16 protein-coding genes are annotated in these 13,525 nt (G+C 63.8%); 7 read left to right on the forward strand and 9 right to left on the reverse strand.

The features are described from left to right. Positions 1-38: 38 nt before the first annotated feature. Positions 39-539 (reverse strand): universal stress protein, encoded by a 501-nt coding sequence (locus LG385_RS14160; RefSeq protein WP_225774825.1) that lies wholly within the window; start codon positions 537-539, stop codon positions 39-41. 210 nt (positions 540-749) lie between these two features. Here LG385_RS14160 and LG385_RS14165 point away from each other — a divergent pair, with 210 nt between their 5' ends. Then, positions 750-1,826: a 3-deoxy-7-phosphoheptulonate synthase gene (locus LG385_RS14165; protein WP_225774826.1), complete on the forward strand. Its 1,077-nt coding sequence runs from the start codon at positions 750-752 to the stop codon at positions 1,824-1,826. A gap of 65 nt (positions 1,827-1,891) precedes the next feature. On the opposite strand, the gene LG385_RS14170 is transcribed toward LG385_RS14165, so the two are convergent. Beyond that, a complete protein-coding gene (locus LG385_RS14170; RefSeq protein WP_225774827.1) occupies positions 1,892-2,173 on the reverse strand; it encodes a GNAT family N-acetyltransferase in 282 nt (93 codons plus the stop codon). 452 nt (positions 2,174-2,625) lie between these two features. Here LG385_RS14170 and oprI point away from each other — a divergent pair, with 452 nt between their 5' ends. Next, positions 2,626-2,877, forward strand: coding sequence for an outer membrane lipoprotei OprI (gene oprI / locus LG385_RS14175; protein ID WP_181114699.1), 252 nt, complete (start codon positions 2,626-2,628; stop codon positions 2,875-2,877). A 65-nt stretch (positions 2,878-2,942) separates the two neighbouring features. On the opposite strand, the gene LG385_RS14180 is transcribed toward oprI, so the two are convergent. From LG385_RS14180 to LG385_RS14190, 3 genes are all read right to left on the reverse strand, one after another. Continuing rightward, a complete protein-coding gene (locus tag LG385_RS14180) occupies positions 2,943-3,905 on the reverse strand; it encodes a L,D-transpeptidase family protein (protein WP_225774828.1) in 963 nt (320 codons plus the stop codon). 95 nt (positions 3,906-4,000) lie between these two features. Then, entirely contained in the window at positions 4,001-4,297 is a 297-nt protein-coding gene (locus LG385_RS14185; RefSeq protein ID WP_181114704.1) for a hypothetical protein, read from the reverse strand. A gap of 54 nt (positions 4,298-4,351) precedes the next feature. Continuing rightward, positions 4,352-4,957 carry an arylesterase gene (locus LG385_RS14190; RefSeq protein ID WP_181114706.1) on the reverse strand — a complete coding sequence of 202 codons (606 nt, stop codon included), beginning with the start codon at positions 4,955-4,957 and terminating at the stop codon, positions 4,352-4,354. 10 nt (positions 4,958-4,967) lie between these two features. Between LG385_RS14190 and LG385_RS14195 the strand changes: the two genes are divergently transcribed. The 3 genes from LG385_RS14195 (at position 4,968) to greB (ending at position 8,713) form a co-directional block, all read left to right on the forward strand. Beyond that, entirely contained in the window at positions 4,968-5,651 is a 684-nt protein-coding gene (locus LG385_RS14195) for an ABC transporter ATP-binding protein (RefSeq protein ID WP_225774829.1), read from the forward strand. Further along, positions 5,651-8,158, forward strand: coding sequence for an ABC transporter permease (locus LG385_RS14200; protein ID WP_225774830.1), 2,508 nt, complete (start codon positions 5,651-5,653; stop codon positions 8,156-8,158). Before LG385_RS14195 ends, LG385_RS14200 begins: the two co-directional genes overlap by 1 nt. 81 nt (positions 8,159-8,239) lie before the next feature. Then, a complete protein-coding gene (greB, locus tag LG385_RS14205) occupies positions 8,240-8,713 on the forward strand; it encodes a transcription elongation factor GreB (RefSeq protein WP_225774831.1) in 474 nt (157 codons plus the stop codon). Positions 8,714-8,720: 7 nt separating this feature from the next. On the opposite strand, the gene LG385_RS14210 is transcribed toward greB, so the two are convergent. Both LG385_RS14210 and LG385_RS14215 read right to left on the reverse strand, forming a co-directional pair. Then, complete coding sequence (locus LG385_RS14210) at positions 8,721-9,032, reverse strand: class I SAM-dependent methyltransferase (protein WP_225774832.1); 312 nt, start codon at positions 9,030-9,032, stop codon at positions 8,721-8,723. 193 nt (positions 9,033-9,225) lie between these two features. Further along, the gene (locus LG385_RS14215; protein WP_225774833.1) at positions 9,226-10,623 is read right to left on the reverse strand and encodes a transglycosylase SLT domain-containing protein; all 1,398 of its coding nucleotides are present in this window, start codon (positions 10,621-10,623) and stop codon (positions 9,226-9,228) included. A gap of 138 nt (positions 10,624-10,761) precedes the next feature. Between LG385_RS14215 and LG385_RS14220 the strand changes: the two genes are divergently transcribed. After that, a complete protein-coding gene (locus LG385_RS14220) occupies positions 10,762-11,580 on the forward strand; it encodes a TatD family hydrolase (protein WP_225774834.1) in 819 nt (272 codons plus the stop codon). A gap of 145 nt (positions 11,581-11,725) precedes the next feature. Beyond that, entirely contained in the window at positions 11,726-11,944 is a 219-nt protein-coding gene (locus LG385_RS14225) for a hypothetical protein (protein WP_225774835.1), read from the forward strand. Positions 11,945-11,946: 2 nt separating this feature from the next. Here LG385_RS14225 and LG385_RS14230 read toward each other — a convergent pair whose 3' ends face one another. Both LG385_RS14230 and LG385_RS14235 read right to left on the reverse strand, forming a co-directional pair. Further along, a complete protein-coding gene (locus LG385_RS14230) occupies positions 11,947-12,756 on the reverse strand; it encodes an acyl-CoA thioesterase (protein ID WP_225774836.1) in 810 nt (269 codons plus the stop codon). 27 nt (positions 12,757-12,783) lie between these two features. Beyond that, positions 12,784-13,524 carry a CHAD domain-containing protein gene (locus LG385_RS14235; RefSeq protein WP_225774837.1) on the reverse strand — a complete coding sequence of 247 codons (741 nt, stop codon included), beginning with the start codon at positions 13,522-13,524 and terminating at the stop codon, positions 12,784-12,786. Between the last annotated feature and the right edge of the window lies 1 nt (position 13,525).

The following is a 13,525-nucleotide window of genomic DNA, read 5'->3' on the forward strand; positions in this document are numbered from 1 at the left end:
GGTCTGGGCGAGAATCTAGAACATTTTGAAAACATATTTTATGTTTTTCGCCGCCCCGGGGCCTGGGTGAGCGGCACGAGGTACACCGGAACCTCGGCAAGCTGCAGCACTCTGGCTGCGGTTCGGCCCAGCGGCAATTCCGCTTCGGTAACCCGGCTGTGGCTGCCAAGCACCAGCAGGTCTACCTGCAGCCTTCGGGCCTGGTCGAGGATGACTTCGGCCGGGTCCCCTTGGCGCACCCGCACAGCCTGGATCAGGTCCAGATCCCGCTCACCGTCGGCGAGGTCTTCACAGAAGTTGTCCAGTACGCGCTTTTCGATGTTAGCCATCATCACGCTCACCCCCGTGCCATGCAGCTCGCTCAGCGTAGGCGCGTCGAGGTAACTCTGCAGTACCGACTCCGCGAAGCTGCCCATCGGCTCCACGGCATGGATCACGTGTAACTCCGCCTCGAACTTGCGCGCCAGGGCCAGCGCATGTTGCAACACAAGCGGCGCGTAGGCGCCCAGGTCGGTGGCGTACAACATCGAACGAATCATCTGCGCTCCCGCGCCGCCCTCGTCGGCGGCGATACGGCCAAGTCTAGCAGCGGCACGGTAAAGCGGCAGGTATCCCATCGCCCGCGGCCCGCCTCGTCCAAAGGGCAGCCCAAGGCATTGTCGAAGGGCCGCAGAACGCGTTAAGGTTCGGCACCCCCGCGCCCACCGCTCGCCCGGTCGCGCCTGACCTGCCTGATAACGAGTACCACCATGGCCGATTTACCGATCAACGATCTAAACGTCGCCTCGAACGAGACGCTGATCACCCCCGATCAACTCAAGCGCGACATCCCTCTCAGCGACGCAGCGCAAGCGACCGTGGCCAAAGGCCGGGATGTGATTCGCAACATTCTGGACGGCAACGACCACCGCGTGTTCGTGGTAATCGGGCCGTGCTCGATTCACGATATCGAAGCCGCCCACGACTACGCCCGACGCTTGAAAGCCCTGGCCGAGGAAGTGTCCGACACGCTGTATCTGGTGATGCGAGTGTATTTCGAGAAGCCGCGCACCACCGTAGGCTGGAAGGGCCTGATCAACGACCCTTACCTGGACGACTCCTTCAAGATCGCCGATGGCTTGCATATCGGGCGCCAGCTGTTGCTTGACCTGGCTGAAATGGGCCTGCCTACGGCCACTGAAGCGCTGGACCCGATTTCGCCGCAATACCTGCAGGACCTGATCAGTTGGTCCGCCATCGGCGCCCGCACCACCGAATCCCAGACCCACCGCGAAATGGCGTCCGGTTTGTCTTCGGCAGTTGGCTTCAAGAATGGCACCGACGGCGGCCTCACCGTTGCGATCAACGCCTTGCAGTCCGTTTCCAAGCCCCATCGTTTCCTGGGCATCAACCCGGAAGGCGGCGTGTCCATCGTCACCACCAAGGGCAACGCCTATGGCCATGTGGTACTGCGCGGCGGCAACGGCAAGCCCAACTATGATTCGGTGAGCGTGGCACTGTGCGAGCAAGCGCTGGACAAAGCCGGCATTCGCCCTAACATCATGATCGACTGCAGCCACGCCAACTCCAACAAGGATCCGGCGCTGCAGCCTCTGGTGATGGAGAACGTGGCGAACCAGATCGTCGAGGGCAATACGTCGATCATCGGCCTGATGGTTGAAAGCCATATCAACGCCGGCGCCCAGGCGATCCCCAAGGACCTTTCCGAGCTCCAATATGGCGTATCGGTGACTGACGCCTGTATCGGCTGGAGCACGACCGAGCAAAGCATTCGGGCGATGAGAGACAAGCTCAAGCCACTTCTGGCGGGGCGTCAGCGCGGCTGAGGCAGTTCTGGGCTGGCCACGATGAAACGCCGGGATAACCCGGCGTTTTCGTGTAAGGCGCTCGCTTACAGCTTGGCGGCCCGCCGCTGGTGGCGTTCCATATACCGCTCTACATACGAGCAGGAAGGAATGACCGTGTAGCCCATGCTTTCGGCGTACTCAAGGGCTTTTTCGGTCAGGGCGGCGGCTATCCCCCTGCCTCGCAGGGCATTGGGAACAAACGTGCGGTAGATATCCAGCGTCTGCTTGCCCAGATCCATGTAGGTCAGGTAAGCACGATGGCCGTCCACGTTGGTCTCGAACTGATGACCTGCCTGGTCATGATGAATGGACAACGCCTCGCTCATTTCGAATCCTCGCGGGTCTTGGAATTAGACCCCTACCATACCGCTGTTTCATCGTTGTTGGAACTGCTGTCGCAATCGGGCGATCGCGCTCGCGGACCGGGCGGGACCGTTACGGCATTTGACAGCCCATGGCCCCCGAACGGTTCCGCGGACATCACGCGCCGAACGTCCGAGGGTTGGACTGCGCCTAGACCCTGAAAGTCACTGCAAGTTCCAACTAGTGGCAAGTTCGATAAGGTGTAACTGCTGATCCCCTAGTTGCCCCACTGATATGGATCCTGAGCCGCAACTACGCCATCAGCCTTTTCGCAGGCGTTGAACCGATAGATTTTTTAACCGTTCTTGCGCAGTTCCAGTTTACTTACTACAAGTAATGAGTACTATGTACGCCGGCTATTTTCTCGACCTCGAGAAATGGCTACTAAATAGAAAGTCCTTTGAAGGGGAACACGATGAACAACGTTCTGAAATTCTCTGCTCTGGCTCTGGCTGCCGTTCTGGCTACCGGCTGCAGCAGCGCGTCCAAAGAATCCGAAGCTCGCCTGACCGCTACCGAAGACGCTGCCGCTCGCGCACAAGCCCGTGCCGACGAAGCGTATCGCAAAGCTGACGAAGCTCTGGCCGCCGCTCAGAAAGCCCAGCAGACCGCAGACGAAGCCAACGAGCGCGCTCTGCGCATGCTCGACAAGGCTAGCCGCAAGTAATCCTTCGGGATAGCTGCAAAAAAAACCGGCCTATGCATGTAGGCCGGTTTTTTATTGCCACCTTGTTACAGCGGCTGCGCAGGCGCCGTGCTCAATGCCGGGCTCCCGGGAGCGCCAATAACTACCGGTAGCCCGTCCTCGGCACCGATCACATCCCGCACCCGGTCCCAATCCACGCTGACTACACCGGTGAGTTCCTTGCGATTGAGCAATGCATTGATCACCGCAGTGTGCTTGTCCTCGCCAGACGGAGCGCCCTGGGCATCCAGCGGCGTGTGCGCCTCCAGATACACCTGCCCGCTTGCCACACCGAACTTGTAAGGCTCATTGATGATTCGCACCGGAGTGCCTACGGGTACCAGGGTGGAGAGTTCGAGCACATTCTCGTTGTACATGCGGAAGCAACCATGACTGGTGCGCGTGCCAATCCCAAACTTTTTGTTCGAACCATGAATCAGGTACCCAGGCAGGCCCAGGGAGAACTTGAAGGGGCCCAGCGGGTTGTCCGGGCCTGGCGGCACCACGTTCGGCAGCGGATCGCCATCGGCCGCATGCTCGGCCTTGACCGAGGCAGGCGGCGTCCACGACGGGTTGGCCGTCTTGGCGATGATCTTGGTGGTCGCTACCGGCGAGCCCCAGCCTTCGCGCCCGATACCCAGCGGGTAGGTGCGCACTGTGCCCTGCCCTTTCGGGTAGTAGTAAAGCCGGTATTCAGCCAGGTTGATGACGATCCCCTCGCGAGGACCAGGCGGCAGAATGAACCGCGTGGGCAATACGATTTCGGTCCCCGGCTTGGGTAGCCAGGCATCCACGCCGGGGTTGGCCGCGAGCATCTCGTTGTACCCCAGATCATAGGCCTGGGCGAGGTCAGCGAAGGTGTCTTCATATTTGGCGGCCACCGTCTGCACCTGGCCGACGATATCTTCCCCCGGCGGGGGCAGCGGAAACTCCAGCGCTGTCGCGGGCCCTGCCACGAGGACAGCGGCCAGGGACAGGCAACGGCTAAAGGCTGGGAAGCGCGGCAACATCCTGGAAAATCCTTAAATGCAATGAACCAAGGCACAAACCGGCGATTGTACACCTGGCCCCAGCGCGGCGGGAACGCCGCAGCCCAACGGCAGACTTAATCGTAGTCGTTCTGTAGGCCCGGCCATACGGGCCGGGTTCCCTTGCGCTGGGCAAAAAGAATGGCGCGGCACAACGGGCACAGCCGGGTATCACGGAAGATGCCCCGAGCCACGTTCTGCCAGCGCGGCTGGGCCGGCAGCAGGCCACCACACAAGGTACGGTCGATGGAGCCGCCCAGTTCCAGTTGCCGGGCGGCCACGTGCACCCGCACTTCCTGGCAGGCGAACAGGTCGAGCTGTTCGTCAGGTTCGATCAATTGGTAGGCGTGCAGGGACCAGGCAGGACGTGGCATAGGGGCTCCGGAAGGGGGCGCAACCTTAGCTCAAAGCCTGCCCGGAGAAAAGTCTCACAACAGGGGTTTGAGGCTTGGCCATACATTTTCCAGCAAGCGCGGCTGTGCCTCGGCGCGGGGATGGATGCCATCCTCCTGCATCAGGGGCGCGACACCACCTACGCCGTCCAATAAAGAGGGCACCAGGGGAACCTGCTTCTCGCTGGCGACCTGCTGATACACCCGGCTGAACGCATTGATGTAAGCCGCCCCGTAGTTGGGCGGAAGTGGAACACCCAGCAACAACACGCGAGCACCGCTCTGCTGGGCACGATCAACAATCCACGTAAGGTTTTGTTGCAATTGCGCTGGCGGCTGCCCGCGCAACCCATCGTTGCCGCCAAGCTCCACGATCAGCAGGTCCGGCTTGTTCGCCGCAAGCAGCGGTTCCAGCCGCGCGCGCCCGTTGGCACTGGTGTCGCCGGTGATCGAAGCGTTGACCACCTGGTCGGCATAACCCTCTTCTTTCAGCCGCTGCTGCAGCAGGGCAACCCACCCTTTGGAGGTATCCAGGCCGAAACCGGCGCTGATACTATCGCCCAGCACCAGCAAGGTCCCTGCGCCAGCGGTCTCAGCCATGCAGACCGCCCACAGCGCGGCGGCCACTTTCCACATACGCATCGGAATCTCCATGGGCGCAAGCATTCTCACAGCGCGGAACCTTAGCAAAGTGGTTTCCGGCACGGAAGGCGATTTGCACATTCTTCACGCGCTCTCACTCGAACTGGCCGCGGGCGACAGCCTGGCCATCGTGGGCGCGTCTGGCTCGGGCAAATCCACTCTGCTGGGGCTTCTGGCCGGCCTGGATCAGCCCAGCGACGGCGAAGTAACACTGGCGGGCCGCGCCCTCAATGGGCTCAGCGAGGACCAACGCGCCCAGGTAAGGGCCGAGCACGTGGGCTTCGTGTTCCAGTCGTTCCAACTGCTGGAAACCCTCACGGCACTGGAAAACGTGATGTTGCCACTGGAGTTGCACGGCCGTACCGACGCGCGTGCCCAGGCCACCGCCCTGTTGAGCCGGGTGGGGTTGGGGGAGCGCCTGGGGCATTGGCCGCGGCAGTTGTCCGGTGGCGAGCAACAGCGGGTGGCTATTGCGCGAGCGTTCGCTGCCGAACCCGCGGTGCTGTTCGCCGATGAGCCCACGGGTAACCTGGACACCCACACTGGCGAGAAAATCACCGAACTGTTGTTCACGCTCAACCGTGAACGCGGGACCACCCTGGTACTGGTAACCCATGACGAGCGCCTGGCCCACCGCTGCCGGCGCTGGATACGCCTGGAGGCGGGGCAACTGGTTGCTTCGGGGGCCAACTGATGGCGCCCGGCAGGCTGGGGCTGGGCCACCTCTGGCGCCTTGCCGCGCGGCAACTGCGGCGCGATGCACGCGCCGGTGAGCTACGGGTGCTGTTCTTTTCCTTGCTGGTGGCGGTGGTAGCGAGTACAGCCATAGGCTATTTCGGTGCTCGCCTGAATGCCGCCATGCAGTTGCGCGCGACCGAATTTCTGGGCGCCGACCTGGTGTTGCAAGGCAGCACACCGGCACGGCCGGAACAACTGCGTACCGGGCGAGAGCTGGGGCTGGATCACGCGCAGGTGGTGGAATTCAGCAGCGTGGTTGCGACCGACCAGGCCATCGAGCTGTCCAGCGTGAAGGCTGTGGACAGTGATTACCCGTTGCGCGGCAAGTTGCGCAGCGCCGCCCAGCCTTACGGCGAGGAGGTCGAAGGCGGCGCGCCGGCCCCGGGCGAGGCGTGGGTAGAGCCGCGCTTGCTCAGTGCGCTCGGGCTGAAGATCGGCGACAGCGTGGACATCGGTTCGAAGCGGCTGACCCTGGCCCGGGTGCTCACCTACGAACCGGACCGCGCCGGTAATTTCTACAGCCTTACCCCGCGCGTGATGATCAACCTGGACGACCTGGCCGCCACGGGGGTTGTGCAGCCCGGCAGCCGGGTGACCTTCCGCGACCTGTGGCGCGGGGATGCCGTGAACCTGGAGCAGTACCGGGAACTGGTCAAGGTAGGGCTGAACCCGAACCAGGCCTTGCGCGATGCGCGCGACAGCAACCGCCAGGTCGGCGGCGCACTTAGCAAGGCCGAGCGCTACCTGAACATGGCCAGCCTGGTGGCGATACTGCTTGCCGGAGTTGCCGTGGCATTGTCGGCAGCCCGATTCGCCGCTCGCCGTTACGATGCCAGCGCGCTGCTGCGCTGCCTGGGGTTGTCACGGCGTGATGTGTTGTGGGTGTTCTCGCTGCAGTTGGCGATGTTGGGCCTTGCCGCTGCGGTCGCGGGGGCGGCGGTGGGTTGGCTGGCGCAGTTCGGCATCTTCGCACTGCTGCAGGGCCTGCTGCCGAGCGTGATCCCCGGCGGCGGCCCCTGGCCGGCGCTGGCGGGCATGGCGACCGGCATGGTTGCGCTGGCTGGCTTTGCCTTGCCGCCGCTGGCTGCCCTTGGCCGCGTGCCGCCACTGCGGGTATTACGGGGCGACCTGTTGCCGCTCCCGGCCAGCACCTGGGCCGTTTACGGCAGCGCATTGCTGGCGCTGGGGCTGATCATGTGGCGGCTCAGCCTGGACCCACTTCTCACCGTTGCCCTCGGAGGCGCCGGGGCCTTGGCAGCCCTGCTATTGGGGGGGCTGCTGGTGCTGGGCCTGCGCCGCTTGCGCACCGCCCTGGCGGGCGCTTCGCTGCCTTGGCGCCTGGGCGTCGGGCAGTTGTTGCGTCACCCATTCGCTGCGGCAGGGCAGGCGCTTGCCTTCGGCCTCATCCTTTTTGCCATGGCGCTGGTGGGGTTGCTGCGCGGTGAACTGCTGGACTCCTGGCAGCGACAGCTTCCGGCCGACGCGCCTAACTACTTTGCGCTGAACATACTGCCCGACGAGCGCGATGCGTTCGCGGCGCGCCTGCGGGAATATGGCGCGGTGGCCGCCCCGCTCTACCCCATCGTTCCGGGGCGGCTGACCGCGATCAATGGCCAGCCCGTGGCCGACGTGGTAACGGAAGACAGCCAGGGCCAGCGCGCGGTGCAGCGTGACCTCAACCTCACCTGGGCCGCCGAACTGCCTGAGGGCAACCGGCTGCTGGCGGGCCAATGGTGGGCGCCTGCGCCAGGTGCGTTGCCGGGCGTGTCCGTGGAGCAGAAGTTGGCCGAGAGCCTGGGCGTGAGCGTGGGCGATACCTTGACCTTCAACGTTGGCGGCGCCGTTCGGGATACCCGCGTGGCCAGCGTGAGAACGGTGAGTTGGGACAACTTCCAGCCCAACTTCTTCATGATCTTCGAGCCGGGTACCCTGCAGGACTTCCCGGTCACCTACCTCACCAGTTTCTATCTGGCGCCAGGCCAGGATGCCCAGGTCGTCGCCCTCGCCCGCGCCTTCCCGGCGATGACGCTGTTGCAGGTGCAGGCGCTTCTCGAACAACTGCGCAGCATACTGGCGCAGGTCACCCTGGCTGTCGAGTACGTGCTGGTGTTCGTGCTGGCGGCGGGGCTGGCCGTGTTGTTCTCCGGCCTGCAAGCCACACTGGATGAGCGGATTCACCAAGGCGCCCTCCTCCGAGCGCTTGGGGCCAGCCGGGCGTTGCTTATCCGGGCACGGCGTATCGAGTTCACGGTGCTGGGGCTGGCCAGCGGCGTACTGGCCGCGGTGGCCGCCGAAGCCGCCAGCTGGGCGCTCTACCGCTTCGCCCTGAACCTCACTTGGCACCCCCATGCCTGGCTGCTGTTGCTGCCGCTCGCCGGCGCGCTGGTCATTGGTATCGCAGGGGTATTCGGTACGCGTCGGGCGCTCAATGCCAGCCCGCTGCAGGTGCTGCGCGAGGGCTGACCAACCGCCGCAGGGCTTCGGGTGCCGCCACCTGAAGCCCTGTGGTAGGGTGGCGCGCATCAGCGCATGCCAGGAGGTTGCTTGAGTACCAACATCATTACCCGCGCCGGGTTCGACACGCTCAAAGCCGAGCTGGACCAGCTGTGGCGCGTCACCCGCCCTGAGATCACCCAGAAGGTGCAGTGGGCTGCCTCGCTCGGCGACCGCAGCGAAAACGCCGATTACCAGTACAACAAAAAGCTGCTGCGCGAGATCGACCGCCGCATACGCTACCTGCGCAAGCGGCTGGAAGACATCCGGGTAGTGGACTACGCCGCCGAGCAAGAAGGCCGGGTGTTCTTCGGCGCCTGGGTGGAGGTTGAAAACCTGGAAGGTGAGTTGCGCCGCTTCCGCATCGTGGGCTACGACGAAATCTACGGGCGCAACGATTACATTTCCATCGATGCGCCCATGGCCCGGGCCCTGTTGAAGAAAGAGGAAGGCGACGAGGTGATGGTACCCACGCCCACCGGGGAAGTGTGCTGGATCATCAACCGGATCGAATACACACCCTGAGGGCCGTTCACCCGAACGTCAGCAGCCCTTGCCTTGCCACCCGAGTGAGCGCGGCGATCACGGCACGCGCCTGCTCCGCAGGCGGCGACTGCACCACGGCAAGATCGAAACGGTTATCGGCGAACTGTTCCAGCGGTTGGCCCGGCTCCAGAAAGCGGACAGAAAACGGTGCCGATTTACCGTTGCGGCGAGGCCAGCCATCGAGGCAACGCAGCAGCGTAGGCTGATGGCGACCTACCAGCAGAATGCTTGGGATATGTGAAGCCAGTGAAGAACCAGGCAGGGGGGCAAGGCAAACGATAGGGCGCGGACAACTCATGGATACGGACTCCGCCTCACGGGTTTCGCGGGCAGGTGCGAGGCGACACCGAGCCAGCGTTTTAGCGGTATTTCAGGCTTTTGTGAAAGCCCAGGCGCCCCGCAAGTAGCTGTCTAAATCGGCGCATGGAGGGATCCTAGTAGCCGTGGTGGCGGGTGTCAACGGTGGTTCCATTCGCTAGCGGGCGAACAAGCTATCTCGGCTCGAGCGACTCGCGTGCGCGGTCGAACGCCAGGTAATACTTGTTTACGTTGTTCACGTAACGCACCGGCGCCAGGCCTACGTTTTCCGTGGCCACGCGCTCTACCTGGAAAAACCAGCGGTTGGGGTCCAGCCCGCGCTGCTTTGCCTGGGCCCTGAACCGCTGCACCCGCTCCGGGCCCATGTTGTAGGCCGCCAGCACGAACGCCATGCGCTCACGCTCTTCCATACCCTTCTCGTTAAAGAAATTACGGCGGATCAACGCCAGGTAACGAGCGGCGGCCTTTACGTTATCGTCCAGCTCGCTCACGCTTTTCACCCCCACGCGGCGTGCCGCTGCCGGGGTGATCTGTAACGGCCCGCTGGCGCCGCTGCCGCCCTTGGCATCGGGCTCCAGGTCCGATTCCTTGTACGCCAGCGCCGCCAGGTCCAGCCAGTCCAGGCCTTGCTGCCGGGCATTGCGTTGCAATACCGGCCGCAGTGCTTCGAGCCGCGCGCGATCGTCGTGTTGCAACGGGTTCTGGGTCTGATAAAGCGCACGGCAGGCATCGAGCAGCGCCTTGTCCTGGTTCGCCGGCGCGCGGTATTGCCCCAGAAACTCACGTACGCTGTCGCTAAGCTGCGGCGCGTCTTCGCGTACATACCAACTCATGGGCGCAGGTGCATGGAACGGCACACGGCGGTCAATGCGCAGGTCTGGCATCAGCTTCACCCAACGCTCGGCGATCGGCTGTTCCACCAACGTGACGGCGTACACACCGGCGCTGACCATGTCCAGAACGTCTTCCACACCCAGGCTTGCATCAGCCCACTCCACGGTGATCGGCGGGCGGTGCCGCGCCGCCAACTGAGCATTGGCCCGATTGACCGCTTCTTCTGCCGCGCTTCCGGCAACCAGCACCAGCCGTTTGCCCGCCAGTTGGTCGAGCGTGGTGATTGCGCGATGCCTGCGAGGCTGCACCAGGACCAGCGCCGTGTCGGCAACAGTAGTGGCGGCGGTGACGGTGTGCGCACTGGCTGCCACCGGAAGGGCCTCTCCCGGGGCGGCAAGGTCGGCCTCGCCCCGCTGCAGTGCCGCCAGCAGCTGCCCCTTGGGGCGAGGCACGGCCTCGAGGCGCACCTGAGGATGGCGCCCGGGCTGGCCGTTGAGGTAATCCTCGAAGGCTTTGAGGCGCTGATCTTCCACACCGAGGGCTGCACCTGCAACGGTGGTGGAACTGTTACGGCTTTGGTTGACGACCACCCGCAACACCTTAGCCTGGCGGATCTGATTCAGATCGCGTGCCGGGGGCGTGACGCGGCGGGGCTCTGCCAGCGCAGCGGTGCTGGCGAAAACGAAAAGCGCGAGTGTGGCCAGGCGCAACGCCCGGCCAACAGCGGGACCTTTCATAGGTGCTCCGAGGTAAAAAGCCCGCCCCCTCCGTACCGCTGGGGGCTACCAAAACCGCGCTGGCTTGCCAGCGTCGGGTTTTATTTATAAGGGTGTAGCTTTGGTATGCTTTCCGGCCTCAGCCTGAAAGGAGCCACCATGCAACTCATCGACATCGGCGTCAACCTGACCAACCCGGCATTCGACGAGCAGCATGCAGAACTTTTACGCAGGGCCACCGAAGCGGGCGTGGCGCAAATGATCATCACCGGCACCAGCGCCGACGTGAGCGAGCAGGCCATCGAACTGGCCGAACGGCTGGACCCGGCCGGCCAGGTTCTGTTCAGCACTGCCGGGGTGCACCCACACGATGCCAAAGCCTGGGACGCCGATATCCGTCGCCGTATAGAAGCGTTATTGCGCCACGAACGGGTGCGTGCGGTAGGCGAATGCGGGCTGGATTTCAACCGCGACTTCTCCCCTCGCCCGCAGCAGGAACGCGCACTTGAAGAGCAGCTCGCCCTGGCGGCTGAACACCGCCTGCCAGTATTCCTTCATGAGCGCGATGCCGCCGCGCGGTTGCTGCCGATCCTGCGGGAATGGCGAGATCGCCTCCCGGCGGCGGTCGTGCACTGTTTCACTGCGGGCCGGGACGAACTGTTCGGCTACCTTGACCTGGACCTTCATATCGGCATCACGGGATGGATCTGCGATGAACGCCGCGGCAGCCATTTGCACCCGCTGGTAGGCAGCATCCCGCGCGGCAGGCTGATGCTTGAAAGCGATGCGCCCTGGCTGTTGCCACGCACCCTGCGCCCAAAGCCCAAGAATGGTCGCAACGAACCGGCGTTCCTTACCGAGGTGCTACGGGAAGTGGCGCGCCATCGCGGCGAAAGTGAAGCCGAGCTGGCCGCGCACACCAGCGCCTGCGCCAAAGCCTTCTTCACGCTTCCCGAGGCGCCGGCATCGCTGGGATAAAAACGGCCACATGGCATGCCACTTGGCGAATGGTTGAAACTTAAGCAGCAGCTATAAGGCCAATAGGAAAGGACGATTCGCTCGAACCTGAGCGCTGGACTAATCTTGTATCCAGAATCATTCGCATCCATTTGGAGTTCACGCCATGTTTAGACGCCTCGCTTGCCGTACCGCGGGCCGTATGCCCGGGAACTGTACCCTGGACACCGGCGGTACTTCGGCCTCGATGTTCACCTTGCCATTACTGGTTATCGCCCTGGCCCTGGTGGGCCTTGGGTTCGCCACCGCCAATGCGCTGGAAGTGGTGATCGGCGCGATCTGCCTGGTCGCTGCCCTGAGCAAACCGCATCAGCAAGCGCACTGACGCTAGCCGAATACCGTTACGGTCTGCCGGCTGAGGGCGAGCAGTTCGCCCTCGGCGCTCCACAACGCGGCTGAGGTATGGCCATAGCCATCGGCCGCATGTTCGATCAACGCCCGATATCGATACCAGCCCTGCCCGTCCAGGTTACGCACGGGCTGCATGAATTCGATCGTCCAGGTGAGTGTGCTGCCAGCCGCCGGTGCCGCGAGGTGCGGCAAGACAGCCGGTGGCCAGGCATCTACCAGCGCCAGCAGATGAGCCTCGTTCAGCGTCGAAGGCTCGCTTTCTCCCCTCAACCGAACCCACCCTCCAATTGCCGGCGAGGGCGTATTGCTGAAGGGCAAGCCACCTATCCCCCAGCGCATATGCAGGTGCTTGAGGTATTGGGGTGTGAGCCCTTCGATGTACTCCAGCGAAACGCACTGCTCCAGCGGTTTGAGCTCTGGCGCGGGCATGGCGCTTGTGGCAATCCGCGAGGCCCGGGGCGCGCCGAAGCTGCCCTGAATCAGCGTGACCACGCCTCCTGCCTGTACGGCCCTGCCCAGTGCCGAGACTACGGACTTACCTGAGCGCAGTACCTCCACCTCGAATGAGGTGGGCATATCCAGAGCCGCCGGCGCCACGAAGCTGATCGCCAGCGAGCGCACCGGACGGTCGCCCAGCCCCTGCTCTGCCAGCCGCAGCCGTATGGCTTCATACAGCAAGGCCGCCATCAGGCCGCCGAAACCGGCCCGGCCCTGCGACCAATCCTGCGGGATGCACACCGACCCGGCGTTATCCCGTACGGCATGCAACAGTTCACGAAATTCCATCTGGCGCCCCTCGGCCGCTCACGCAAGTCAGCGTTTTGCCATGGCCCGCTCGAGGCGCGCAAGGGCCTTATCCGCCAAACCTTCGGCTTTGTGCAGCTCTGTTTGCCATTGGGGCCGATAGCTGGCCAGCGCCGGCTGTGCATCGGCCTGATGCAGCCACTGAACACGGTCATGCCAGTCCCCCAAGGCGCCCTGCGCGGTTTTCAGCGCCTTGGCCAAACCCTTGGCAACCGGATCATGTTCGGGATAGGCCTCACCGCCGTAACGAACCCGCTTGATCAGCAAGCGCAGGCGATGGCGGTCGTGGCCCGGATCTTTCATGGCCTTGGCCAGTTTGCGCCACTGTTTGCCTAGAGACTTCTTCAGCGTGCGGTCGAGCTTGTCGCCCACCCCATAGCTGGCCGACGTGCGCAGCAACGGAACGATGGCGTCGAGCAGCCTGAGCAACTGGCTAAGTTCGGTACTCTGTGCCACACCGGGGTACACCGATTCGGACGGTTGCGGCGCGTGCGGAAGGTGACTGGCCAGCACCTCCTGATCACGCAGCGGCGTGGTGAGGCTGCCCAAGGCTCGTGCAGCCTCTTCGAGGCGGTCGATCCCAGGCAACCCGCGCAATGGCCGCAGCAGGCTGCGCAGGCGGCGGGTAGCGGTGCGAAGGTCGTGCAGCGCTTCGCTGTCAGTGGCCACTGACAGCCGTGCCTGGCACGCCAACAGGCGCACCTGAGTGGCAATCAACCGGGCAATCACCCGGTCCAGGGTAGAAGACATA

Source organism: Pseudomonas sp. Marseille-Q5115 (assembly GCF_916618905.1).
Classification (GTDB): Bacteria; Pseudomonadota; Gammaproteobacteria; order Pseudomonadales; family Pseudomonadaceae; genus Aquipseudomonas; species Aquipseudomonas japonica_A.

Bases quoted from the DNA above. Each gene is read 5' to 3' on its own strand.
- LG385_RS14210 (WP_225774832.1), bottom strand. From the start codon at position 9,032: ATGAGTTGTCCGCGCCCTATCGTTTGCCTTGCCCCCCTGCCTGGTTCT.
- LG385_RS14200 (WP_225774830.1), top strand. From the start codon at position 5,651: ATGGCGCCCGGCAGGCTGGGGCTGGGCCACCTCTGGCGCCTTGCCGCG.
- LG385_RS14220 (WP_225774834.1), top strand. From the start codon at position 10,762: ATGCAACTCATCGACATCGGCGTCAACCTGACCAACCCGGCATTCGAC.
- LG385_RS14235 (WP_225774837.1), bottom strand. From the start codon at position 13,524: ATGTCTTCTACCCTGGACCGGGTGATTGCCCGGTTGATTGCCACTCAG.
- LG385_RS14225 (WP_225774835.1), top strand. From the start codon at position 11,726: ATGTTTAGACGCCTCGCTTGCCGTACCGCGGGCCGTATGCCCGGGAAC.
- LG385_RS14195 (WP_225774829.1), top strand. From the start codon at position 4,968: ATGGGCGCAAGCATTCTCACAGCGCGGAACCTTAGCAAAGTGGTTTCC.
- LG385_RS14230 (WP_225774836.1), bottom strand. From the start codon at position 12,756: ATGGAATTTCGTGAACTGTTGCATGCCGTACGGGATAACGCCGGGTCG.
- LG385_RS14160 (WP_225774825.1), bottom strand. From the start codon at position 539: ATGATTCGTTCGATGTTGTACGCCACCGACCTGGGCGCCTACGCGCCG.
- LG385_RS14165 (WP_225774826.1), top strand. From the start codon at position 750: ATGGCCGATTTACCGATCAACGATCTAAACGTCGCCTCGAACGAGACG.
- LG385_RS14190 (WP_181114706.1), bottom strand. From the start codon at position 4,957: ATGCGTATGTGGAAAGTGGCCGCCGCGCTGTGGGCGGTCTGCATGGCT.
- oprI (WP_181114699.1), top strand. From the start codon at position 2,626: ATGAACAACGTTCTGAAATTCTCTGCTCTGGCTCTGGCTGCCGTTCTG.
- LG385_RS14180 (WP_225774828.1), bottom strand. From the start codon at position 3,905: ATGTTGCCGCGCTTCCCAGCCTTTAGCCGTTGCCTGTCCCTGGCCGCT.
- LG385_RS14215 (WP_225774833.1), bottom strand. From the start codon at position 10,623: ATGAAAGGTCCCGCTGTTGGCCGGGCGTTGCGCCTGGCCACACTCGCG.
- LG385_RS14185 (WP_181114704.1), bottom strand. From the start codon at position 4,297: ATGCCACGTCCTGCCTGGTCCCTGCACGCCTACCAATTGATCGAACCT.
- LG385_RS14170 (WP_225774827.1), bottom strand. From the start codon at position 2,173: ATGAGCGAGGCGTTGTCCATTCATCATGACCAGGCAGGTCATCAGTTC.